19 protein-coding genes, 1 tRNA gene and 3 pseudogenes are annotated in these 22550 nt (G+C 63.5%); 17 read left to right on the top strand and 6 right to left on the bottom strand.

What is annotated here, in order from left to right:
• The first annotated feature begins 42 nt into the window (after positions 1-42).
• Positions 43-669 carry a ParB-like protein gene (locus QDT69_RS25245; RefSeq protein ID WP_050418793.1) on the top strand — a complete coding sequence of 209 codons (627 nt, stop codon included), beginning with the start codon at positions 43-45 and terminating at the stop codon, positions 667-669.
• Here QDT69_RS25245 and QDT69_RS25240 read toward each other — a convergent pair.
• The 3 genes from QDT69_RS25240 to QDT69_RS25230 form a co-directional block, all read right to left on the bottom strand.
• The gene (locus tag QDT69_RS25240; protein WP_279709174.1) at positions 630-1142 is read right to left on the bottom strand and encodes an MgtC/SapB family protein; all 513 of its coding nucleotides are present in this window, start codon (positions 1140-1142) and stop codon (positions 630-632) included. The two genes, QDT69_RS25245 and QDT69_RS25240, sit on opposite strands and share 40 nt — an antisense overlap.
• A 14-nt stretch (positions 1143-1156) precedes the next feature.
• Complete coding sequence (locus tag QDT69_RS25235; RefSeq protein ID WP_279709173.1) at positions 1157-1735, bottom strand: peroxidase-related enzyme; 579 nt, start codon at positions 1733-1735, stop codon at positions 1157-1159.
• A gap of 100 nt (positions 1736-1835) precedes the next feature.
• Positions 1836-3584, bottom strand: a complete 1749-nt coding sequence (locus tag QDT69_RS25230; protein ID WP_279709172.1) for an ATP-binding protein — start codon at positions 3582-3584, stop codon at positions 1836-1838.
• A 513-nt stretch (positions 3585-4097) separates the two neighbouring features.
• Between QDT69_RS25230 and QDT69_RS25225 the strand changes: the two are divergent.
• From QDT69_RS25225 to QDT69_RS25185, 9 genes and pseudogenes are all read left to right on the top strand, one after another.
• Positions 4098-5873: pseudogene (locus QDT69_RS25225) on the top strand (EAL domain-containing protein); the annotation flags it as partial.
• 89 nt (positions 5874-5962) lie between these two features.
• On the top strand, positions 5963-6148 hold the full coding sequence (locus tag QDT69_RS25220; RefSeq protein ID WP_279709171.1) for a hypothetical protein: 186 nt from the start codon (positions 5963-5965) through the stop codon (positions 6146-6148).
• Between the two features lie 150 nt (positions 6149-6298).
• Positions 6299-7255: a catechol 2,3-dioxygenase gene (locus QDT69_RS25215; RefSeq protein WP_279709169.1), complete on the top strand. Its 957-nt coding sequence runs from the start codon at positions 6299-6301 to the stop codon at positions 7253-7255.
• A 158-nt stretch (positions 7256-7413) separates the two neighbouring features.
• Positions 7414-7896, top strand: a complete 483-nt coding sequence (locus QDT69_RS25210) for a DUF1801 domain-containing protein (RefSeq protein WP_279709168.1) — start codon at positions 7414-7416, stop codon at positions 7894-7896.
• A 136-nt stretch (positions 7897-8032) separates the two neighbouring features.
• A pseudogene (locus QDT69_RS25205) lies at positions 8033-9232 on the top strand (cytochrome P450); the annotation flags it as partial.
• A 296-nt stretch (positions 9233-9528) separates the two neighbouring features.
• A complete protein-coding gene (gene soxC, locus QDT69_RS25200) occupies positions 9529-10716 on the top strand; it encodes a sulfite dehydrogenase (RefSeq protein WP_279709166.1) in 1188 nt (395 codons plus the stop codon).
• Between the two features lie 34 nt (positions 10717-10750).
• On the top strand, positions 10751-11248 hold the full coding sequence (locus QDT69_RS25195) for a cytochrome c (RefSeq protein WP_279709200.1): 498 nt from the start codon (positions 10751-10753) through the stop codon (positions 11246-11248).
• Between the two features lie 137 nt (positions 11249-11385).
• A complete protein-coding gene (locus tag QDT69_RS25190) occupies positions 11386-11691 on the top strand; it encodes a BA14K family protein (RefSeq protein ID WP_279709165.1) in 306 nt (101 codons plus the stop codon).
• 135 nt (positions 11692-11826) lie between these two features.
• A complete protein-coding gene (locus QDT69_RS25185) occupies positions 11827-13338 on the top strand; it encodes an amino acid permease (RefSeq protein ID WP_279709164.1) in 1512 nt (503 codons plus the stop codon).
• On the opposite strand, the gene QDT69_RS25180 is transcribed toward QDT69_RS25185, so the two are convergent.
• The gene (locus QDT69_RS25180) at positions 13333-13542 is read right to left on the bottom strand and encodes a hypothetical protein (protein ID WP_279709163.1); all 210 of its coding nucleotides are present in this window, start codon (positions 13540-13542) and stop codon (positions 13333-13335) included. The genes QDT69_RS25185 and QDT69_RS25180 overlap by 6 nt on opposite strands.
• Between QDT69_RS25180 and QDT69_RS25175 the strand changes: the two are divergent.
• Positions 13475-14284 (top strand): annotated as a pseudogene (locus QDT69_RS25175) (gamma-glutamyltransferase); the annotation flags it as partial. The gene QDT69_RS25180 and the pseudogene QDT69_RS25175 overlap by 68 nt on opposite strands.
• 203 nt (positions 14285-14487) lie before the next feature.
• Here QDT69_RS25175 and QDT69_RS25170 read toward each other — a convergent pair.
• Positions 14488-14823: a hypothetical protein gene (locus QDT69_RS25170; protein ID WP_279709162.1), complete on the bottom strand. Its 336-nt coding sequence runs from the start codon at positions 14821-14823 to the stop codon at positions 14488-14490.
• A gap of 568 nt (positions 14824-15391) precedes the next feature.
• Here QDT69_RS25170 and QDT69_RS25165 point away from each other — a divergent pair.
• From QDT69_RS25165 to QDT69_RS25150, 4 genes are all read left to right on the top strand, one after another.
• On the top strand, positions 15392-17887 hold the full coding sequence (locus QDT69_RS25165; protein ID WP_279709160.1) for a penicillin-binding protein 1A: 2496 nt from the start codon (positions 15392-15394) through the stop codon (positions 17885-17887).
• Between the two features lie 493 nt (positions 17888-18380).
• Positions 18381-18454: transfer RNA gene (locus tag QDT69_RS25160), tRNA-Gln, on the top strand.
• A gap of 696 nt (positions 18455-19150) precedes the next feature.
• Positions 19151-20371 carry a hypothetical protein gene (locus QDT69_RS25155; RefSeq protein WP_279709158.1) on the top strand — a complete coding sequence of 407 codons (1221 nt, stop codon included), beginning with the start codon at positions 19151-19153 and terminating at the stop codon, positions 20369-20371.
• An 11-nt stretch (positions 20372-20382) separates the two neighbouring features.
• Positions 20383-21039 carry a DNA-3-methyladenine glycosylase gene (locus tag QDT69_RS25150; RefSeq protein WP_279709157.1) on the top strand — a complete coding sequence of 219 codons (657 nt, stop codon included), beginning with the start codon at positions 20383-20385 and terminating at the stop codon, positions 21037-21039.
• A 75-nt stretch (positions 21040-21114) separates the two neighbouring features.
• On the opposite strand, the gene QDT69_RS25145 is transcribed toward QDT69_RS25150, so the two are convergent.
• Positions 21115-21717 (bottom strand): hypothetical protein, encoded by a 603-nt coding sequence (locus QDT69_RS25145; protein WP_279709156.1) that lies wholly within the window; start codon positions 21715-21717, stop codon positions 21115-21117.
• A gap of 267 nt (positions 21718-21984) precedes the next feature.
• Between QDT69_RS25145 and QDT69_RS25140 the strand changes: the two genes are divergently transcribed.
• The gene (locus QDT69_RS25140; RefSeq protein WP_279709155.1) at positions 21985-22266 is read left to right on the top strand and encodes a hypothetical protein; all 282 of its coding nucleotides are present in this window, start codon (positions 21985-21987) and stop codon (positions 22264-22266) included.
• A complete protein-coding gene (locus QDT69_RS25135) occupies positions 22263-22469 on the top strand; it encodes a hypothetical protein (RefSeq protein ID WP_279709154.1) in 207 nt (68 codons plus the stop codon). Before QDT69_RS25140 ends, QDT69_RS25135 begins: the two co-directional genes overlap by 4 nt.
• Positions 22470-22550: the final 81 nt, after the last annotated feature.

The following is a 22550-nucleotide window of genomic DNA, read 5'->3' as shown; positions in this document are numbered from 1 at the left end:
TGGAACCCATTCCGGAGTGCCGGTCAAACGGGAGTACAATTCATGGCCCATACGCGCGAGCCTTACGTCAAACCGGTCCCGATCCTGTCGTTGCGACCGACCCAGATGACGGTCGGCATGCACGAGGTGAAGGAGAAGCGGAAGCGCTGGCGCGAGCACAGCTCGGACAAGAAGCGCGCCGAACTGCTGGGCAAGCACATGATCCCGGTCGTCCACGGACCCGACGATCGCTACTACGTGGTCGACCACCATCACATGGCGCGGGCGCTGCACGAGGAAGGCGTCAAGGACATCCTGGTCACGGTGATCGGCGATCTCACGATGGTCGAGCGTGACGTTTTCTGGGGCGTGATGGACAACAAGCGCTGGGTCTATCCCTACAATTCCAAGGGCGAGCGCTGCCACTTCAGGGACATTCCGAAATCGATCAATCAACTCAAGGACGATCCGTTCCGCAGCCTCGCCGGTGAAATGCGCCGGGCCGGCGGTTTCGCCAAGGACACGACGCCGTTCAGCGAATTCCTGTGGGCCGATTTCCTGCGTCGCCACATCCCGCGCAAGACGGTGGAGAACAATTTCGCCAAGGCGCTGGAGAAGGGCCTGGCGCTCGGCCGCGGCAAGGACGCGGTTTATTTGCCCGGCTGGTGCGGGCCGGCATCCGACGACTGACCGGGAGAGGCCTCCGGCCTGTGCTGATCTTCCTTGCCGCCGAGCGCGTGGTGGAGCCACCGCTCGGTCCGCTTGCCGAAGGTCAGCAGCAGGAATGCCAGCACGAGCGCGGTGAGGACGATCGGCCAATGCCCGGCGCCGCAGACAATCCCGACGCATGCGGCGAAGAACGCGCATGCGGCGCTGGTCAGGCCATGGACGTGATATTGGTCGCCCCGCCGGACGATCACGCCGGCGCCGAGAAAGCCGATGCCGGTCAGCACGCCCTGGACCACGCGGCTGACGGCATCGGTGAATTTCCCGGGATCGACCCCATGCAAGGCCAGCAGTACAACCGTGGCGGTTGAGAGGCTGACGAGGCCGAGCGTCTTCAGGCCGATCGGCTTGCCGCGCAGGTCGCGGTCGAGCCCGATCGCGCCGCCCGCCAGCGTGGCGGCGCCGAGACGCAGGATGATCTCGCTCCAGTCTGCCAAGGCGTCCTCTACTTCTACTTCGGCGGCCGGCCGAGCATGTAGAACTCGTCGTTCGGCCGCATCCCGGTGACGTTCGCGAGCCGGTTGGAGAGCGCGAAGAAGGCCGCGACCGCGGCGATGTCCCAGACATCGTCGTCGCTGAAGCCGTGGGCGGCGAGCGCGGCGAAGTCCGCCTCCGAGACCTCCTCGGCCGTGCGGCTCACCTTCATGGCGAAATCGAGCATCGCGCGCTGCCGCGGCGTGATGTCGGCCTTGCGGTAGTTGATCGCGATCTGGTCCGCGATCTGCGGATTCTTGGCGCGGATGCGCAGGATGGCGCCATGGGCGATCACGCAGTACTGGCACTGGTTGGCGGCGCTGGTCGCCACCACGATCATCTCGCGCTCGGCCTTGGAGAGGCCGGAGTCCTTTTCCATCAGCGCGTCGTGATAGGCAAAGAAGGCGCGAAACTCGTCGGGGCGATAGGCCAGCGTGAGGAAGACGTTCGGCACGAAGCCGGATTTTTCCTGCACCGCCAGGATGCGGGTGCGGATATCCTCGGGGAGCTTGTCGAGAGCGGGCGTTGCGAAGCGTTTGGCGGTCGGCTGCGTCATGAGATGGTTCCGGCATGCCGCATGGAGGCGGCGTCACGGCAAACCATAGAGGATGATGGGTCGGGCGCAAGGCGCATCGGCGCGCCTTGGCGAAATGCGGCTAGCGCAGCGGCTTCTTCAGCAGCGAGAAGCGATCCGGATCGAGACCGAGCGACGGCTGCAGCATCGGCGCCTCGGCGGGCGCCATGGTGCGCGCCGGCGGCGGATTGTTGAAATTGGCGTCGCCGCTCGGCGAATCGCGATGCGAGGTGGCGCCGCGCCAGCGCTCCAGCACGGCGCTGACGAAATGCATGTCGTGGCCGGCGGTGACCGACGGCACCGTTGCGATGGTGGCCTCGCCGCGCGGCAGCTGGTGCGGCGGCACCTCCTTGAAGCGCAGCCGGGTCGGCAGCGCCACGCCTTCGCCGAACGCCAGCACTTCGCGGGTGCCGAGCGAGGGCACGAACGACAGCAGATTGGCGGCGGCATCCGACACCGCGGAGCGCAGCAGCGCCTGGTCGCGGTCGTTGGCAAGGCGCATCGTGAACAGCGTGTTGCACTGGGAGATGATGGTCGCGTCGAGCTCGGCCGGGCGCTGGGTGATCAGGCCGAGATAGACGCCGTATTTGCGGCCTTCCTTGGCGATGCGCGACACCGCCTTGCGGGTCGGCCCGAAGCCGATATTGCGGTCGGCGGAGGCGTAACGGTGGGCTTCCTCGCAGACGAACAGCATCGGCGAGACGCCGTCGCTCCACAGCCCGAAATCGAACGCCATGCGGCACAGCACCGACACCACGGAATCGACGACTTCGGCCGGGAAGCCCGCGAGCTGCATGATGGTCATCGGCTTGCCGTTGGCGGGCAGGCGGAACAGATGGCTGATCACCTCGGCCATGGTATCGCCGCCGACATTGGCATTGTCGAACATGAAGGCGTAGCGCGGATCGTTGCGCACCGCGTCGATGCGCGAGATCAGCTTGTGATAGATGATGCGCGAGGAGCGGTTCTCAAGCTTGCCCATGCGCTCGTCGATCAGCGAGATCAGGTCGACCAGGCGATAGGGCACCGGCGTGTCGACGGTATAGCCGACCTGCTTCGGGTCGATGCGCTTCAGTCCGAGACCGACCCGGTCGGAATTCTGGTACTGCGTGTAGATGCCCTTCGCCATCGGGATCACTTCGGCGAGGATGTCGAGCTCTTCGGGCACGCCGGGCCGGCCGCCGAACAGCACGTCGACAATCTCTTCGAAGTTGAACAGCCAGAACGGCAGCTTCAGGTTGCGCGGATTGAGCACCTGCGCGCGCTCGCCGAAGCAGCGGCCGTATTCATTGTGGACGTCGAGCAGGAAGATGCGCAGGTTCGGCCGCGACTTCAGGATCTCGTTGAGCAGCAGCGACACGCCGGTGGATTTGCCGACGCCGGTCGAGCCGAGCACCGCGAAGTGCTTGGAGAGCATTTCCTCGACATCGACATAGGCTATGACCGAGCGATCCTGCTGCAGCGTGCCGACATTGATCTGGTCCGAGCCGCTCGGCGCATAGACCGTGCGCAGCTCCTGGTTGGTGATCAGATCGGTGCTGTCGCCGATGGTCGGATAGTGGGTGACGCCGCGCTGGAATTTCGGGCGGTCGCCGCCGAGGATTTCGCCGAGCAGGTCGACCGAGGCGGTCGCCATGTATTGGTCGGACGCCGGCAGGTTCTCGCACGTGACTTCGGTGATCATGGCGACGATGACCGAGCTCGCGCAGCGGATGCTGACGAACCGGCCGACGGTCGCGCGCATTTCTGAAAGTTGCATCTGGCCGCCCGCCAGCAGCCCCACCCGGGCCTGCGAGCCGCGCACAGAGATCACACGTCCGAAAGGTGTCACAGTTCCAGCCTGGCTCGTTCTCGAAATCTAAATGTCCGGACCAATATGCCCGCCCGGGATTGGAAAAACCGTTAAGTCGCCGGGGTTCGGCATCGGCTAAATCTACACCTTCCCGGTGACGATTTGTTTCTATCGTGACGTGAGATTGTGCCCCGTCGCGTGCATCGGCGGCGAAATCGTCGCCTTCCGGCACAGAAGCGTCGGTTTCGCGGTTTACCCGTTAATACGGGATTCACCATCTTGGAGGAGTACATCGGCGGCTCCGTAGCTTTACGGAGGTTCGGCGCGATGTGTTGCGCGTTGGCTCCAGGTATCGTGTAACCGATTGCTAACTGCGAGTTGTAACGACCTTTCCATCAGTGCTGCGTAACGATGCCGCGCTCGGGAGAGATCAGCGTGCGCATCGAACACCGCAATTCATCGCCAGAACATGCCGACGCCGGTTCGACCAAGGGGATGGCATTCTGTGCCGGCCTGCTTGTCGGCAGCCTGCTCGGAAGCGCGACCGCACAATGGAGCGAGCGCGAAGGCCTGCTGATGGCGGCGTTTGCGATCATGGCCGTGATCGTCTTCCTGCTGCTTAAGCGACACCAGGCCTCGGATGAGCGGCTCGCCACCGAGCGCCGCAATCTCATGACCGCCGTGAACAACATTCCGCAGGGGCTCGTGCTCTACGATGCGTCGGCGCGCATCATCATCTGCAACAGTCCCTACATCGAGATGTTCGGGCTTTCGCCCGACGTGGCGAAACCGGGCTGCACCATGCAGCGGCTGATCGCGCACCGGCAGGAGACCGGCTCGTTCGACGGCGACGTCGACGCGTTCTGCGATGCCATCATCCGCAATGTGAAGCTGGGCAAGGCGACGCGTCAGCTGACAGAGGCACCGGGCGGCCGTGCGATCGAGATCGTCAACAAGCCGCTGCCGGACGGTGGATGGGTGGCGACCATCGAGGATGTCACCGAACGCACCCGCACCGAAAACAAGATCGCCTACATGGCGCATTACGATGCGCTCACCGATCTGCCCAACCGTGTGCTGTTCCGCCAGCGCCTCGAGCAGGCGCTGAGAACGATCGGGCCGGATGACCAACTCGCGGTCATGTATATCGATATCGACGAGTTCAAAGCCGTCAACGACGCGCTCGGCCATCAGATCGGCGACGAACTGCTGAGAGCAATCGCCGATCGTCTGCGCTCCTGCCTCGGGGGAACCGATGTCGCGGCGCGGCTCGGCGGCGACGAGTTTGCCGTGATCCAGACCGCGGTCCGCGATCAGACCCAGACCATGCAGCTGCTGGCCGCGATCTACCAGAGCATCCGCCAGCCGATCGATTGCAGCGGACACCTGATCACGACGGATGCCAGCATCGGCATCGCGGTTGCACCCTCCGACGGGCTCGACCTCGATCAATTGCTGCGCAACGCCGACCTTGCGCTCTATGGCGCCAAGAGCGACGGCCGCCGCACCTACCGCTTCTTCGAGGCCGGCATGGACGCGCGGGCCAAGGCGCGGCGCAGCCTGGAGCTCGAATTGCGCCAGGCCATCGTCGAGGGCAGCTTCGAGCTGCATTATCAGCCGCTGCTCCATCTCGGGGACGGCCGGGTCAGCTGCTGCGAGGCACTGCTGCGCTGGCGTCATCCCGAACGCGGCACCATCTCGCCCGCGGATTTCATCCCGGTCGCCGAGGACACCGGCTTGATCAACGATCTCGGGCACTGGGTGCTCAACACCGCGTGCCGGGAAGCCGTGAACTGGCCGGATCATATCCATGTCGCGGTCAACGTGTCGCCGATCCAGTTCAAGAGCCAGACGCTGGCGCTGAACGTTGCCGCCGCGCTGGCGGCGTCGGGGCTCGCGCCGGCGCGGCTCGAGCTCGAGATCACCGAGGCGGTGCTGATCCGCGACGACGAGGCTGCGCTCGATATCCTGCATCAGCTGCGCGAGCTTGGCGTGCGCATCGCGCTCGACGATTTCGGCACCGGCTATTCGTCGCTGAGCTATCTGCAGCGCTTCCCGTTCGACAAGATCAAGATCGACCGCGCCTTCATCAAGGATCTCGCCGGGACCGGCGCGTCGTCCACGATCGTTCAGGCCGTCGTGAACATTGCCGCCGCGAGCGACATGACGACGACCGCCGAGGGCGTCGAGACCGAGCAGCAGCGCAGTCTGCTTCGGACCCTCGGCTGTACGGAGATGCAGGGCTACCTGTTCAGCCGGCCGGTGCCGGATGTCGAGATCCGCAGGCTGCTGTCCTCGCATCGCGAGGATGCCGTCTCGGTCGCCTGACCGCCGGCGGCTTTCTCTATGTGATTCCGGCCACGGAATGCCGCGCGAGCGCCGGGCATCTTGTTGATACGCAACAAGAGGGCCCCGCCATGTACTATCTCGTGAATGCGCTTCTCGTTCTGGCCATCGCGTTCTTCTTCTTCCTGCCGATGACCGATCGCCGCACGGCGCGGATGAAGCTCTGCATGGTGTGCGCGCTTGCCGTCGCGCTGACGGTGTCGGCGACCATGTCCCGGCCGCACGATGCGGCGCCGGTGATAGCGTCCAAGGGGTAGGCGCGGAGGGTGGTCTCAACCGCGGGCTGCGATTGCCGGTGCCAATAATTTGTTGACGGGACCTAATCCTTTGTACACTAGTACAAATCGCGCCGGCATCGCTCGCCCGAGCGGAAAGACGTCGGTGGCGCCGTGCGAGGAGACCGTCCCATGCAGCCGGAACCGATCTTCGATCTCGCTCATCTCGGGCACATGGAGCTGCTGACGCCGAAGCCGGACGAGAGCCTGACGTTCTTCGTCGACGTCATGGGCATGACGGTCAGCGGCCGAGAGGGCGAGTCGGTCTATCTGCGCGGCTGGGACGACTATGAGCGCTATTCGCTGAAGCTGACCGCATCGAACACCTCGGGCATGGAGCACATGGCGCTGCGGGCGCGCAGCCCGCAGGCGCTCGAGCGCCGCGTCGCCGCACTGAAGGGCTCGGGCTTCGATATCGGCTGGATCGACGGCGACATGGGGCAGGGACCGGCATTTCGCTGCCGCGATCCCGACGGCCACGTCATCGAGCTCTACTACGAGACGGAATGGTACGAGGCGCCGGCCGGGCTGAAGCCCGCGTTGAAGAACCAGGCGCAGCGCTTTCCGGCCCGTGGCGTCAACGTCCGCCGGCTCGACCATCTCAATTGCCTCGCGGTCGACATCAAGGCCAATCGCCTTTTCTTCGAGAACTACCTGGGATGCCGCACCACCGAGCAGATCGTGCTCAACGACGGCACGGAAGCCGCGATGTGGATGACGATGTCGAACAAGAGCTACGACTTCGCCTATACGCGCGACCACTACGGCAAGCGCGGCCGGTTTCACCATGTGACCTATGCGCTGGACAGCCGCGAGGAGATCCTGCGAGCCGCCGATATCTTCCTCGAGCACGGGGTGCATATCGAGACCGGTCCGCACAAGCACGCGATCCAGCAGACTTTCTTCCTCTATGTCTATGAACCCGGCGGCAACCGCGTCGAGGTCGCCAATGCCGGAGCCCGCCTGATCCTGGCGCCGGACTGGAAGCCGATCGTGTGGACCGAGGAGGAGCGCAAGAAGGGCCAGGCCTGGGGGTTGAAGACGATCGAGTCGTTCCACACCCACGGCACGCCGGCGGTGGTCGACTAGACGCCGGACTGCGGCAAGCAGACCGATCGCGCGCGTCGATACGCCGCCACATACAGGCGCGGGCACTGACGACAACATCGACCCACAATCGTATGATCCGGGTCGAGAGGGCGAACGCTGCGCAGCGCGCGGGACGTGAACCGGTGGAAACAGGCACAATGGTTGGCAAGACTTCCAAGAAGTCGGCGAAGAGCGCCAAGAAGAGCGCAAAGAAGGCAGCCGCGACGCGCGGAGCTGCAAAGCCGCGTCTGCTCGCGGGCGGCAATCCGCAGATCGCAATGGGAGTTGGTGACGCGCCCGTGCAAGCCTATATCGCGGCGATGCCGGGGTGGAAAAGCGAGGTCGGACGCAAGCTTGACGCGCTCATCGTGCGGACCGTCCCCGGCGTGCACAAGGCGGTGAAGTGGAACTCGCCGCTCTACGGCGTCGCAGGCGAAGGCTGGTTCCTCGGCATCCATGTCTTCACCCGCTACATCAAGGTGGCGTTCTTTCGCGGCGCATTGCTGCGTCCCGTGCCGCCGGGCGAGTCCAAGCAGCAGCATACGCGTTATCTCAACATTCACGAGAACGACGAGCTCGACGAAGCCCAGTTCACCGCCTGGGTGAAGCAAGCCAGCCGATTGCCCGGCGAACGGATGTGAGCTGTCATATGGAACGACCGGCGAGCAGCGGCCACGCTGCGCCGCTGGTTCCCGCAGGGGCAAACGCGCCCGGCCTTGCATACACGGCATTTCGCACCATGTTCCGGATGCGCGAACGGCGGCATGAGGTGGCGCCATGGCATCGCAGCCGGATTTTTCCAGCGAAACATTCAACCGGGATCCTGCCGCCGGCATTGCGATGCTGCGTGCTCGCGGCGAGGTCGTCGAGGTCAGGTTTCCAATTGTCGGCCGGGTCTGGCTGACGACGACCTACGATGCCGCCTCCGTGATGCTGAAGGAGAGCGCGACCTTTACGTTGCGCAAGGAGGACGGCGAGGTTGCCGGCCTGCGCTGGTGGATGCCGAAGTCGGTCACCGCCGTCGCCAACAACATGCTGACGATGGACGAGCCGGATCACACGAGGCTGCGCAGCATCGTGGACGAGGCATTCCGCCGCCGCGCGGTGCTCGACATGGAGCCGCACATCCGCGGCATCGCCGATCGCCTCGCCGACGAATTGTTCGCCGCGGGAAGCCCGGCCGACCTGATCCCGCGCTATGCCCGCATCCTGCCGGTCTCGGTGATTTGCGAGCTGCTCGGCTTGCCGCTGGCCGACCGGCCGACATTCATCGCCTGGGCCAATGCGATGACGCAGCTACGAGGCCCGATCAGCTTCCTGCGAATGATGGGTTCGCTGTCGAAGATGCGAAAGTACCTCGCGCAGCAATTGCAGTTCGCGCGCGAGCGAGGCGGTGAGGGGCTGATCGCGGAACTGGTGCAGGTCGAGAAGGAAGGCGGTCGCATCACACCGGACGAAATGGTGTCGATGGTGTTCCTGCTGCTCGGCGCGGGGTCGGAAACGACGACGCATCTGATCAGCGGATCGGTGTTCGAGTTGCTCAAGGACCCTGCGCGGCGCGACTGGCTCACGGCTGACTGGAGCCGCCTCGGCCTCGCGGTCGAGGAATTTCTGCGCTTCGTCTCGCCGGTGCAGTTCACCAAGCCGCGCTACGTCAGGCGCGACGTCGAATTCGGCGGCGTTCATCTGAAGAAGGGCGAGCGGGTGATGGCGATGATCGCGGCCGCCAATATCGATCCCACGGCGCATGAGCATCCCGAACGAATGGATCTCGCACGCAAGCCGAACCGGCATATCTCGTTCGGGACCGGAATCCATTTCTGCCTCGGCCACCAGCTGGCACGAATCGAGGCGGCATCTGCGCTACAAGCGCTGTTCACGCGCTGGCCCGATCTCCGGCTCGCGGTGAAGCCCGAGCACATCCACTGGCGCGGCCGCCCCGGCATCCGCTCGATCGACAAATTGCCCGTCGTCGCGGGCAGTTGATGGCAGCTCTGCACTCGCGACCATTGCCTCGTCTCGGGCGTTTGGTGTTAGGCTGCACCAGAGCACGATGAATCGTCATCGCGCTTTGGATTGTTGTCCTGGCATGATCTCCGCGCAAACGCTTTGCGTTTGTCGCGAGGGAAAACCGCTTCGCGCTTTTCCGGATCATGCTCTGGTAACGTCAGAGGAAAACGTCGATGAGCGAACATACGACGGACAAGCGCGTGCGAGAGGCGTCTCGCAGGCGATTTCTTCAGGCGGGTGCAGCATTGGCCGGAGGCTCCGCGATGGCGGGAGTTGCCGGTTCTCCTGCGCTTGCCGAGCAGGAGAATAATCTTCCGCCCAACGTGCCGGAGTGGATGAAAGCGCCCGGCGACCCGATGGGAAGCCAGCCCTATGGCACGCCATCGGTGCACGAGAAGGGCGTCGTCAAGAATATCTCGAAGACGCTGCCGCAATATATCTCGGCGTCGGGCCGCACGCCGTTGCAGGAGCTCGACGGCATCATCACGCCGAACGGCCTGTTCTACGAACGCCACCATGGCGGCGTGCCGACCATCGATCCGGCCGAGCACCGGCTGATGCTGCACGGCATGGTCGATCGCCCGCTGGTGTTCACGATGGAGGACATCCGCCGCTTTCCGTCGCAATCGCGCATCCACTTCCTGGAGTGCTCCGGCAATCCGGTCTACACCAAGCCCTATGGCAAGACGGCCTCCGACCTCGTCGGCCTCCTGAGCTGCGCCGAATGGACCGGCGTGCCGCTGAAGACGGTGCTCGACGAAGCAGGCTTGCAGCCGGGCGCCAAATGGATCGTCGCCGAAGGCGCCGATGCCGCCGCGCTGACGCGCTCGATCCCGATCGAGAAATGCCTCGACGACGCCATGCTGGTCTACAGCCAGAACGGCGAGCGGCTGCGTCCGCAGCAGGGCTATCCGCTGCGCCTGTTGCTACCCGGCTTCGAGGGCAACATGAACGTGAAGTGGCTGCGCCGGCTCAAGGTCACCGCCGAGCCGGCCTATTCGCGCGAGGAGACCTCGAAATACACCGACCCGATGCCAGACGGCACGTCGCGCGAATTCACCTTCTACATGGAGGCCAAGTCGATCATCACGCGGCCGTCCGGCGGGCAGAAGCTGACCACGCACGGCTTTCACGAGATCACCGGGATCGCCTGGAGCGGCCACGGCAAGATCACGAGCGTCGAGATCTCGCTCGACGAGGGCAAGAGCTGGCAGCAGGCCGAGTTGCAGGAGCCGGTGCTGACGCGTGCACTCACGCGTTTCCGTTTGCCCTGGCACTGGGACGGCACGCCCGCCGTGATCCAGAGCCGCGCCATCGACGAGACCGGATACACCCAGCCGACGCTGGCGGAATTGGTCAAGGTGCGCGGTCTCAACTCGTTCTACCACAACAACGCTATCTGGCCCTGGCGCATCGATGCAAATGGCGAGGTGACCAATGCCCAGGCGTAACCTGAAGGCGGCGTTCGTCGTAGGTGCGATTGCGATGCTTGCCGCTGCCGCGCAGGCCGACGATCGCTATGGCATCGGGCGTCCGGCAACGCCTGCCGAGATCGCGGGCTGGAACATCGATATCGGCCGCGATGGCTCCAACCTGCCGCCGGGCAGCGGGAGCGTCGAGCGCGGCCGCACCGTGTTCGCCGAGCAATGTGCGGCATGCCATGGCGACAACGGGCAGGGCGGCGTCGGCGACCGCCTGGTCGGCGGACAGGGCACGCTGGCCAGCCCAAAACCAATCCGCACCGTCGGCAGCTACTGGCCTTATGCCTCGACCCTGTTCGATTACATCCGCCGCGCGATGCCGCAGAACGCGCCGCAATCGCTGAGCAATGAGGACGTCTACGCGGTGTCCGCCTACATCCTCAGCCTCAACGGCGTCGTCCCCGCCAATGCCGTGCTCGACGCCAAGTCGCTCGCCGCCGTCAAGATGCCGAACCGCGACGGGTTCGTCTCCGACCCGCGGCCCGACGTGCATAACCACTGAGTGGCGAGCCACGGCCGGCCAGCTCGCAGCATCGTGACGCCGTGGCGCCTGTGCCCGGGGAGGCGCCGCCACCATATGGTTTTGGGGCGGCTCGGCCGGCCTTCGACAGGTTTCCATTGATCGACAGGAGTGGTCGCATGTCCGGATTGAGGGCGGTTGCAACCGCCATCGTGCTTGCAGGGATGACGTTTTCACCGGTCGTTGCCCAGATTTCGGAGCCGGCGTTGTTTGATGCGCAAAATCCCGGGCGCAGCGCCATCAACGGCGGCGCCTTGACGCCATGGGGTGAGGCCCAGGCGGCGGGGCAACGCAGCGGCAACCCGGCGAACGCCTATGGCGCCATGCCGCCGGCGCCGTCCTCATCCTGCGCTCGCTACCGCTCGTTCGATCCGGCGTCCGGGACCTTCCTTGGCCGCGACGGACGCCGCCATCCCTGCCAGTAGGGCCCGCCCCGCTGCTTGGCGGTGGATAAGGGCACCGGCCGTCACCCGGCGTGCGAACGACTGGACGTCCGCCGCGTTATAGTCCGCCGATCGTGGCGGGTCCCGCAGGGCCCGAGCGGCGGAGGGCCATTTGGCGTGACCGACATCCTGGCCGGCTTCTGGGATCGAAAATCGACCTCCGAACTGTTGCGAGAGGCGGCACGCGCCGACGGCGACGCGGAGACGCCCGTCTTCAAACGCTCGCTCTCGGCGTTGCAACTGGTCACGCTCGGCATCGGCGGCATCATCGGCGCCGGCATCTTCGTGCTGACGGGACACGCGGCCGCCGCCAATGCCGGTCCCGCCGTCACGCTCTCCTTCATGCTCGGCGCGGTCGCCTGCGCCTTCGCCGGTCTGTGCTACGCCGAGATGGCATCGACCGTGCCGATCTGCGGCAGCGCCTATACCTACGCCTATGCCACGCTCGGCGAGTTGATCGCCTGGATCATCGGCTGGGACCTGATCCTCGAATATGCCGTCGGTGCGATCGCGGTCTCGGTCGGATGGTCCGGCTATTTCGTCAGCTTCATGCGCGATTTCGGCATCAACCTGCCGCAGCAATTCACCTCGGCGCCGCTCGCCTACGACGTCAACACCGGGGCGTGGTCGTCGACCGGCGCGGTCATCAACATCCCGGCGATGGCGATCATCGCCTTCGTCACTACGCTGCTCGTGGTCGGCATTCGCGAGTCCGCGCGCTTCACCGGCTTCGTCGTCGTGGTGAAGCTCGTCGTCATCGCATTGTTTCTCGCCGCCGCGGCCTCCTCGGTCTCGCTGGCGAACTGGGTGACGGCGGGCAATCCGGAGGGCACGCTGATCCCGCCGAATGCCGGTCCCGGCGCATTCGGCTGGTCCGGCGTGGTCCGCGGCGCGGCGGTGGTGTTCTTCGCCTATATCGGCTTCGATGCGATCTCGACCGCGGCGCAGGAGGCGAAGTCGCCGGAGCGCGACATGCCGATCGGTATTCTCGGATCGCTCGTGATCTGCGCCGCGCTCTATGTCGCGGTCGGCTTCGTGCTGACAGGGATCGTGCCGTACGACAAGCTCAGCGTGCCGGATCCGATCGCCGTCGGCATCGATGCGATTGGCATCGGCTGGCTCGGTCCGTTCATCAAGCTCGGCATCCTGTTCGGGCTGACATCGGTGATCCTCATCATGCTGCTGGCGCAGCCGCGGATCTTCCGTGCCATGGCGCATGACGGGCTGCTACCGGGTTTTGCCGCAAAGATCCATCCGCGCTTCCAGACCCCCTACGTCTCGACCATCTTTGCCGGCACCGTTGCCGCCATTCTCGGCGGCCTGCTGCCGATCGGGCTGGTCGGCGAGCTCGTCTCGATCGGCACGCTGTTCGCATTCACCGTGGTCTCGATCGGAACGCTGGTGCTGCGCATCCGCGATCCGCAATTGCCGCGCCCGTTCAAGGCTCCGGCAATCTGGCTGGTAGCCCCGGCTGCCGCCGGAACCTCGCTGTTCCTGATGTTCGGCCTGCCGCTCGACACCTGGATCAGGCTCGCGGTGTGGCTCGTGATCGGGCTGGTGATCTATGCGGCCTACGGCAGACGCCACAGCCGGCTGCGGACGCGCGGTGAGGGCCGCGCGGGCCTATAGTGCGCGCGCGAGCGGCCTGCTAGGTTTGCGCGCCAAGATCGCATCATAAAGCCGCGATGGTCGGCGTAAGTCCCGGGAGGCCTCCATGCAAAATTCAACGGTGCGCGCGCGGTAGGTCGTCGCCGCGATAGTTTCGATCGGCATCGCGTCGGCTGCTCCCGCGCGCGCCGCGTCGGTTGCGCCGGTCGCCGCCGAGAACGGCATGGTGGTCTCCGCGCAGCATCTCGCGACCCAGGTCGGCATCGAGGTCTTGAAGCGCGGCGGCAACGCAATCGGAGCGGCGGTTGCGGTCGGTTACGCGCTTGCGGTGGTGTATCCCGCCGCCGGCAATCTCGGTGGCGGCGGGTTCATGACCATCCAGCTTGCCGATGGCCGCAAGACCTTCCTCGACTTCCGCGAAACCGCACCGAAGGGTGCCACCGCCAACATGTATCTCGATAAGGACGGCAAAGTCATCGCCGGCGTGCCGCCGCACGAAGGCAGCAACACCACGCACTATTCGATCGCCGACAAGGACGGCAACGCGGTGTCGGTCACCTACACGCTCAACGATTGGTTCGGCGCCAAGGTGACCGCGGCCAAGACCGGCGTGCTGCTGAACGACGAGATGGACGACTTCACCGCCAAGATCGGCGTGCCGAATCTGTACGACCTGGTGCAGGCTGAGGCCAATTCGATCGTCCCGGGCAAACGCCCGCTGTCGTCGATGAGCCCGACCATCGTCAGCAGGGACGGCAAGCCGGTCATGGTGCTGGGCACGCCCGGCGCCAGCCGCATCATCACGGCCGTGCTGCCGACGATGATCAACGCCATCGACTACGGCATGAACGCGCAGGAGGCCGTGGACATGCCGCGCTTCCACCAGCAGTGGCTTCCGGAGGCCACCAACCTCGAGGATTACACGCTGTCGCCGGATACGCGGAAGATGCTGGAGGGCATGGGCCACAAATTCGGGCCGCCGCAGCCGGCCAACCACCTCGCGGTGTGATCGTCATCGGCGCGCCGTCGCTGGGTGGCGAGCCGGTCGGCAACAATCGCTTCTATGGCGCGAACGACCCGCGCCGCAATTCAGGGCTGGCGGCCGGCTACTGATTGTCGTTGTGCGATCGTGCGGCGGCCGGGCAGGGCCCGCCGCGGATCGATCTCGCCTTAGGCGACCGCGCTCGATCTGGCGTCGTCGTGCCCGCCGGTCAGCAGCAAGCGCCGGCGGATCGCATCCTCGATCAGGGCCAGCGATTGCCTGGCTTCGCGTGCCTCGGCTTCGGCGGCCTGGGCGCGGAATTCGGCGGCATCGAGCTGCTCCTGCTGCGACTCGATACGCCGCCGCGCCTCTTCCAGCGCCCGGGACGCGTCCCTCAGCTTGCGCTCGGTGGCGGCGATGATTTCGAGCTGCGCCTGTTCGGCGGCCTCGGCGCGGGCCTCGCCGGCGCGGGCCCTGTCCTCGATGCTGCGGAACAGATCCGCCGCCTGATAGACGAGGTCCAAGGCCTCGGTGCCCATCGCCGATGTGGGTGGTTTCGGAAATCCAACGATATTCGGGTCGACGGCAAACGGCCGTTTAAATCCGCGCAGTGCCATGCAAGTCAGCCCCTCGCGAGTCGCGTGTATCCCAACAACTTGGGGTAGTTATAGTTAATGGGTCGTTAATCGGGTGGCCCGGCCGGCACTGTCCACCGGTTTCTGATGCCGCAGCCCCCGTAGCGGCAGCCAGGTAGTGGAAGCGGTGGGCTGGACCCGCGCTTTTCTTTCGCGGCGCGCTCGCCGCGCAAGCGCCGCGATTGCAGGCCGGAGCAGCGTTCGGCGAACGCGCGGACGAATCGGGGGAGGGAGGCTGGAAGGCCGATGCAGTTCTGCGGAGCATTGCCGGGATCGGGGACAGCTGATTTGGCTTGCGCGCGCGACCCGGGCTCTATGGCATAAGTTTGACGCCTGACCCGCTTTAATTCTCCTGTGTTGAATTGCAGGTCCATGGTGCGACCGATATACCGGGCGGCCTAAGTGGCACGCAGCGCACTCAGAACGAGCGACGTATTCGCCACGGAAAATCTGGTCGATGAAATTTCTGTTGCGGTTCTTCGGGTTCCTGTTCACCGCAGGAACCATCCTGTTCCTGGCCGGTCTGGCCGCGGTCGCAGGGCTGTTCTGGCATTTTTCCAAGGACCTGCCCGACTATTCGCAGCTCCAGAACTACGAGCCGCCGGTGATGACCCGCGTGCACGCGGCGGACGGATCGCTGCTGGGCGAGTTCGCCAAGGAGCGTCGGCTCTATCTGCCGATCCAGGCCGTGCCGAAGCTCGTGATCAACGCGTTCCTCGCGGCCGAGGACAAGAATTTCTACGAGCACGGCGGCGTCGACTACACCGGTATGGCGCGCGCCGGCGTCGCCTACATCCAGAATTTCGGTTCCAACCGCCGTCCGCAGGGTGCTTCGACGATCACCCAGCAGGTCGCCAAGAACTTCCTTTTGACCAACGAGGTGTCGTTCACCCGCAAGATCAAGGAAGCCCTGCTGGCGATGCGAATCGAGCGGGCCTATTCCAAGGACAAGATCCTCGAGCTCTATCTCAACGAAATCTATCTCGGCCTCGGCGCCTACGGCATCGCGGCGGCGTCGCTGGTTTATTTCGACAAGTCCGTCAATGAACTGACGGTGGCCGAAGCGGCCTATCTGGCGGCGCTGCCGAAAATGCCGGCCAGCCTGCATCCGGTGCGCAACCATGCGCGCGCGGTCGAGCGCCGCAACTATGTGATCGACCGCCTGCAGGAGAACGGCTGGATCACCGCTGCCGACGCCGACAAGGCGCGCAAGGATCCGCTGACCGTCACCAACCGCAGCAACGGCGCGCACACCTTCGCCGGCGAATATTTCTCGGAAGAGGTCCGCCGCGACATCTTCGAGCGCTACGGCGAGAAGAAGCTCTACGAGGGCGGCCTGTCGGTGCGCACCACGCTGGATCCCAAGGTCCAGGTGATGGCGCGCAAGAGCATGGTGGCGGGGCTCGTGAACTATGACGAGCAGCAGGGCTATCGCGGCGCGATCCAGAAGCTCGACCTCACCAGTGACTGGGGTGTCCCGCTCGCCGAGATCAAGTCGCTCTCGGACATCTCGCCGTGGCGGATGGCAGTGGTGCTGGAGAGCAACGACCAGTCGGCGCGGATCGGCTTCCAGCCCGGCCGCGAACTCGGCGGCGCCATCAGCAAGCAGCGCGAGACCGGCATCGTCACGCTGGAAGGCGTGCGATGGGCGCGGGCACTGTCCGGCCCGTACAAGGGCAAGACGCCGACCTCGGTGGCGCAGGTGCTGCAACCCGGCGACGTGATCTACGCCGATCCGTTCTACAGCAAGGACGGCCAGCGCATCGAAGGCCAGTACCGGCTGCGCCAGATCCCGGAACTGTCGGGCGCGATGGTGGCGATGGATCCGCACACCGGCCGTGTGCTCGCGATGGTCGGCGGCTTTTCGTTCGACCAGAGCCAGTTCAACCGCGCGACGCAGGCCTACCGGCAGCCCGGCTCGACCTTCAAGCCGATCGTCTATTCGACGGCGCTCGACAACGGCTACACCGGGTCGAGCGTGCTGATGGACGCGCCGATCGAGATCGATCAGGGGCAGGGCAACATCTGGCGCCCGGAAAACTTCGATGCCGGCAAGTATATGGGGCCGATGACCCTGCGTAATGCGCTGCGGCTATCGCGCAACACGGTGACGGTGCGGCTCGCGCAGGAGATCGGCATGCCGCTGATCAGCGAATACGCCAAGCGCTATGGCGTCTATGACGAGCTGCCGAACTATCTCGCCTATTCGCTCGGCGCCGGCGAGACCACGGTGATGCGGATGGCCACGGCCTATTCGATGATCGCCAATGGCGGCGTCCGCGTGAAGCCGACCCTGATCGACCGCATCCAGGACCGCTACGGCCACACCATCTTCAGGCACGATCAGCGCGAATGCCGCGGCTGCGACGCGCCGGAAGGCTGGAAGAGCCAGCCCGAGCCGCAGCTCGTCGACCGCCGCGAACGCGTGCTCGACGCGATGACCGCGTACCAGATCACCTCGCTGATGGAAGGCGTGATCCAGGCCGGTACCGGCACCGCGCTGAAGGACGTCGGCAAGCCGCTCGCCGGCAAGACCGGCACCTCGAACGAGGCCAAGGACCTCTGGTTCGTCGGCTTCTCGCCGGACCTCGTGGTCGGTCTCTATGTCGGCTACGACAAGCCGCGCTCGCTCGGCCGCAACGCGCAGGCCGGCCATACCGCGGCGCCGATCGCGCGCGACTTCCTCAAGCTCGCGCTGGCCGACAAGCCACCCACCCCTTTCAAGCAGCCGGTCGGCATCCGGCTGGTCCTGGTCGATGCCAAGTCCGGCCTGCGCGCCACGCCCGGTCAGAACCGGGGCGTGGTGCTCGAAGCCTTCAAGCCGGGCCAGGCGCCGCCGTATTATGATCCGACGCTGGTCGCCGGCACCGATGTGATCGACGGGACCCAGCAGGCAATCCCGCCGGACGCGGATCGTGCCGTGATGCGGTCAGGGACGGGCGGGCTGTACTGAGGCCTGCGATAGGCGCTCAACATGACGCCGCGGCTCGATCTCGCGCGAAGGCGCGAGCGGGCGCTGCTAAAATATCGAAAACAACCCCATGCAAAGGAGCCGGCGGGGACGGCCTTCGACACGGCAACGTCCGGCCAAGCAACTGTCCGGCCAAAAGCAACTTGACATGTCGGGCAACTCAGGGGCATACTTCTAATATTCCGAAATTGTGCGAATATCCCTCGCCCCAAGTCTCCCTCGACCAAGACTGTCGCATATGGCCTTTGCGGGCTTCTGCAACTGACGCTTCCGCGTCGCAGGCGGGAGAGGGAACGCGACTTCATTCGCGGCCACAGCCCGCGATTTTACGTCGATCCCCCGCCAACAATGCTTGCCAAGCGTGGGACCAAGCGGGTAGAAGGTCGCTCTCGCGCGGGCGCTGATTTGGCAGGCGAACCCGCTGCACCGAGATGTCCAGTCATTCAGCTAAGCTGTTGATACCACGGACAATTCTTGGGGAATGGTGTAACGGTAGCACAACAGACTCTGACTCTGTTTGTCTTGGTTCGAATCCAGGTTCCCCAGCCAAACCTCAGATTCCCAGCGGGATCACCGACTTAACCGCCTGTTGCGGCCCCCTCACTAGCACGTGGCGAACAGCGGCTATTTCCCCAGTTGAAGCGGGACACTCGGGGGTACTTCGGTGTGGCCTCCAAGTTCTTCAATAACTACTTCAAAGCCATCGTTATGTGGATGAGCAATTCAATGTGCTCTTGGGCCACACAGAGGAGACGACGACCGGAATCTACGGAATTCTTCCTCCGTTCACGCTTAATCAGCGCGTCGAAATGATCGAGGCGGTACGGTATTCCGGATTGTAAGCGGCGCCACAACCGCCACAACATCACAATTTTCGGTGTAGACGACGGGGGCGCAGTGAAAACGATTGGATGGAAACGCGAGCCGAAGGGGCCCGGACTAGCCTTTCACATGTTTGTCGATGCCGGCGGAGAGCGCGTGGAGCTTCTCGCCTACGACATTCCGGCCAGCAGCGGCTATCCTCGAATATGCGGATTCGAGGTATTTGGTCGCTTTCGAGAGGGTGGCCCGTTTCACGAACACTCGCCGCTGGGGAGGCCGATACTCTTGAGGATTCAATGCGCGCGGCCATGGAAATGGTGACTTGGCCCCGAGAGCGTTGGACTAAGCTTCCGCGCCCGTGGCTTGCGCGGCCAAACACATGATTGCAGACCATCAGATTTTTGCTGACTTGGGGTAAGAAGGATGTTGACAATACGAACGGCAGTGACGGGCGTTCTATTCGTTATGCTCGCGCTGAGCGCGACAGATCTCTCCGCCCGCGCCGAGGAATCGCCGTTCGGGGGCGCCTGGGCTGCCGTGAACAAGAACCTGCCCGGCACCGAAAGAACCGCCTGCGCCGCTGTCGCCAAGTTTGGCTTGGCCCGTTTGTCCGGCAATACTGCCGGCGAAATCATGGCTTTCATTCCCGGCAAGCGGCTGGACTTCGGCGGCTACGCCGACACGGAATCAGTGCACGTCTCGATCGGGCGCGCTCCCGATGGCAGCTACGTGTTTCGGGATCGCTGGTACGATGATGGCGAGGCTGGCACGCGCGAGGGGTACAAGATCAAGACGTACGCTGTGAGACTACTCGACCCAGCGCGCCTGGAGATTCAAGAGGGAAAATTCCGGGTGGAATATGTAAAATGTGGTCCCTCGATCGCTGCCGCTTCGCAAGCTCCCGGGGCTTCAATCCCTTCCCCCCGTGCCGACATGCCAACGCAAAGCGCGGTCTCCCCGCCGTCTAGTAGTAGTTCGCCAACCACTTTCACAAAGTCCGATGTGGGTACTTCCCAGAACGCAGAAGCCGTCAAAGTTCAGGAGCCTGCGGCAACCGTGCCGTCCGTCCCGCGTCCCCAAGTGGCTCAAAAATCTCCTGAGGCGACGACCTCAACGAAATTTCGAGGTCTCTTCATCGGCATGACTAGAAGCGACATCGAAGGACTCGCCAACAATGATTTTGCCGTAAAATTCGAGAGCGCCGATCCGAAAGCAAACCCGTGCAATGGCTCGAAGGAGGCATCCTGCCGATTGGCGAACTCCATGGGTCTCTTCCAGCAGTCTAACAAAGCGATTTTCAACCCCAAGGGCAGCAACAAGGTTTGTGCGGAGGCGATCTTTGGGAAGGATGAAAAGATCGAGCAACTGAATTTCAGCAAATGCTTTTTCGGAGCCAGCGATCTCGAATTTCAGCCGTTCGCGCAAGCGATCGTGAGTAACTACGGCATCAACAGTGTCAGCTGTAAGAGCGATCTCGATAGCCCTTTGGCCCGCCAATATGCCCGTGAAGGCGTCGGCCCAAGCGACCCCCGAACCTGTACCGGTTTGGCGAGAACAGGTGAGAAGGTCACAATCACTACCGGCGGTTTTGTCCAACCCGACATGACGGTTGAAAAGGCCAGCGAGAAGCCGACATTCAATTGAATGGGGCACGCGTGTTCGAATACTTCGGAGCCAGATACGTGCCTATCGAGGAGGATGAAGGCTTCTTTGCGGGCTCCGCTGTTGAGGTGGCACCGCGCCTGATCGGATGTGTTCTGCACCAGAGCAACGGTAGCGAAGACACCGCGATCATGATCGTCGAGGCCGAGGCCTGCCATGAAGGTGACGGGCCCACCCACCACAGCGATTCGCAGCGACTAGCCGGAGGCCACGTGTACGTCCATGGTGGCCGGGAAAAGTGGGGCAATGGCTATAGGAACATGCGGAGCATCGACCTTGTCTGTGGTGACAAAGGCCAGGCAAGCTCGATATTGATCCGCGCGGGCGTCCCCGTGGTCGGCGACGATATTATGGCCGAGCGCCGCAAGGTGTACGAGCGCGCGATCCGTGAGCGATCCAACGGATATCAGAAGAGGCTCTGCAGGGGGCCGTGCAACGTGGGCGAGGCATTGGGACTACATCCATTGCTCGACGGCGCCTCACTGTTCAAGCCTCCCTTCCGCATCCTGCGTCCGGTATCCCCTCCGCCCCGTCTTCTCAACGGGCCGCGCATTAACGTCTCCAAGGACGCCCACCGCCTCTGGCGCTGGGGACATCACGATTACCGGCCTTGGATCAGCGCGCCGTTTCCGCGGGACAAAGTTGCGTGACCCGTTCTGCCAGAATCCGGCTCCCGGCGGACTTTGAGCCACACGCTCGCACCATATTTGCGATAGAATCAAAAGCTAACGCTGCCTGAGTTCATCCGATTCCTTTTTTGTAGGCTCTAAAGCATTCTTCAGTCGATCCATTTCCTTTGCAGCTGCATCAAATGGATTCTCGACATCCATCTCTTGTGCGACCGTGGCTATATGCGCAAGCTTCAATTCATAATGATAAATACCGTTTGCAGAGGGACCATCTAAATTCAGTGCCAAGCCGATGCCATCGTCTAACCCCCAGAAAACATGGCATCGAGCTGCTGCCAAGCAGCCTGCCTTCGGGTCATAGAATAGAGGACTCACAGCGTAAGCTTTATTGATCAGATCAATAAGGTCGGTCGGTTTAAGGTCGATCTTGTCGAAATTGTACTGAACTGAAAAAACATGCGGAGGTTGAGAGCGCTTAGTTAAAAGATAGTAGAGGTGTTCACCCTGCCCAGTTGTAGGAATGTCCTTCCCTCGCTTACATTCAACTGCATATTCCGTTTTATGAGAGCACTCAAATTTGCCCTCCTCAAATTCAGGAAGAAACTGACCTTCAGTTGCTCCAATGGGCACGCCAACCAAAGCGGTCTTCTGAGCCGCCTTTGCGACGAAGGCCGGGGAAAAAAAGATCAGTCCAACCAAGAACGCGCTAAAGCACCGCATTTTCTTCCTCTTAACCTGAGACTGAAATGAAGGTCACCAATTCTAGTCCGATAACTTTCTGGACCGGTCATACATCCGGACTTGACTCTCAAGGAGTGGATTGAGGCGTCGATTTCGATGGAATGCAAAAGTCGCGCCTTGGTGCGCTTGTCAATAGAACACTAGAGATTAGACACCTTAAGCGTCTTGCGGATCAGATTCCGCGTATGGCATGCGTGTGAACTGCATCACCACCATGAGGCCGAAATGACCGAAGAGTTTCTTCCGACCGTTCTCTACACCACCATGGTCGATCGCCTGATCCCGGTCGCGGGCCAGTGCGATGTTGGTCTGATCCACCGCGCGGCTGGACCGCTGTTGGGCGACCGACCGGCGCTGGCCGAGCGGCTCGCGGCCCTCGATCCATGCCCAGTGACCGGCAAGATGACCAGTGACCAGGTGAAGATCGCACTAGGCGAGCACGGCGACATCTGGCCGACTAGCATCTGGGCGCAAGTGATGTTAGCCGATCTGGAGCAGATGGCATGACTGATCGCGAGGGAGTGGTTAGCTTGAAGTCTGGGGTGTCATCGGATTGGTATTTCGATGGCACTTTAGTCTACCTCGAGCACGACCAGTATGTCACCGCACCAGCAGCATTGCTTCCCGGAGGGGCAGAGCGAACCGCGCAATGGATGCTTGGCGAACTTGCGAAGGCGATCAAGCTGGGGACCGCGAAGAAGCGAGGATAATCCGTCAACTCGATACCAAAGAGGCGCGGGAAACCGCGCCTTTTTTGTTGTCCTTCCTGTCGCGCACAGGTTGAATGCGAA

It is taken from the genome of Bradyrhizobium sp. CER78 (assembly GCF_029846235.1).
In the GTDB taxonomy this organism is placed as follows: Bacteria; Pseudomonadota; Alphaproteobacteria; order Rhizobiales; family Xanthobacteraceae; genus Bradyrhizobium.
Note: the sequence above shows the minus strand (reverse complement) of the source record. Positions and strands in the feature narration are given on the sequence as shown.

Excerpts from the sequence above, each read along its gene's own strand:
- QDT69_RS25135 (WP_279709154.1), top strand. The coding sequence starts at position 22,263 with ATGACTGATCGCGAGGGAGTGGTTAGCTTGAAGTCTGGGGTGTCATCG.
- QDT69_RS25215 (WP_279709169.1), top strand. The coding sequence starts at position 6,299 with ATGCAGCCGGAACCGATCTTCGATCTCGCTCATCTCGGGCACATGGAG.
- QDT69_RS25220 (WP_279709171.1), top strand. The coding sequence starts at position 5,963 with ATGTACTATCTCGTGAATGCGCTTCTCGTTCTGGCCATCGCGTTCTTC.
- soxC (WP_279709166.1), top strand. The coding sequence starts at position 9,529 with ATGGCGGGAGTTGCCGGTTCTCCTGCGCTTGCCGAGCAGGAGAATAAT.
- QDT69_RS25195 (WP_279709200.1), top strand. The coding sequence starts at position 10,751 with ATGCTTGCCGCTGCCGCGCAGGCCGACGATCGCTATGGCATCGGGCGT.
- QDT69_RS25210 (WP_279709168.1), top strand. The coding sequence starts at position 7,414 with ATGGTTGGCAAGACTTCCAAGAAGTCGGCGAAGAGCGCCAAGAAGAGC.
- QDT69_RS25235 (WP_279709173.1), bottom strand. The coding sequence starts at position 1,735 with ATGACGCAGCCGACCGCCAAACGCTTCGCAACGCCCGCTCTCGACAAG.
- QDT69_RS25140 (WP_279709155.1), top strand. The coding sequence starts at position 21,985 with ATGACCGAAGAGTTTCTTCCGACCGTTCTCTACACCACCATGGTCGAT.
- QDT69_RS25190 (WP_279709165.1), top strand. The coding sequence starts at position 11,386 with ATGTCCGGATTGAGGGCGGTTGCAACCGCCATCGTGCTTGCAGGGATG.
- QDT69_RS25245 (WP_050418793.1), top strand. The coding sequence starts at position 43 with ATGGCCCATACGCGCGAGCCTTACGTCAAACCGGTCCCGATCCTGTCG.
- QDT69_RS25180 (WP_279709163.1), bottom strand. The coding sequence starts at position 13,542 with ATGCCGTTCTCGGCGGCGACCGGCGCAACCGACGCGGCGCGCGCGGGA.
- QDT69_RS25165 (WP_279709160.1), top strand. The coding sequence starts at position 15,392 with ATGAAATTTCTGTTGCGGTTCTTCGGGTTCCTGTTCACCGCAGGAACC.
- QDT69_RS25155 (WP_279709158.1), top strand. The coding sequence starts at position 19,151 with ATGTTGACAATACGAACGGCAGTGACGGGCGTTCTATTCGTTATGCTC.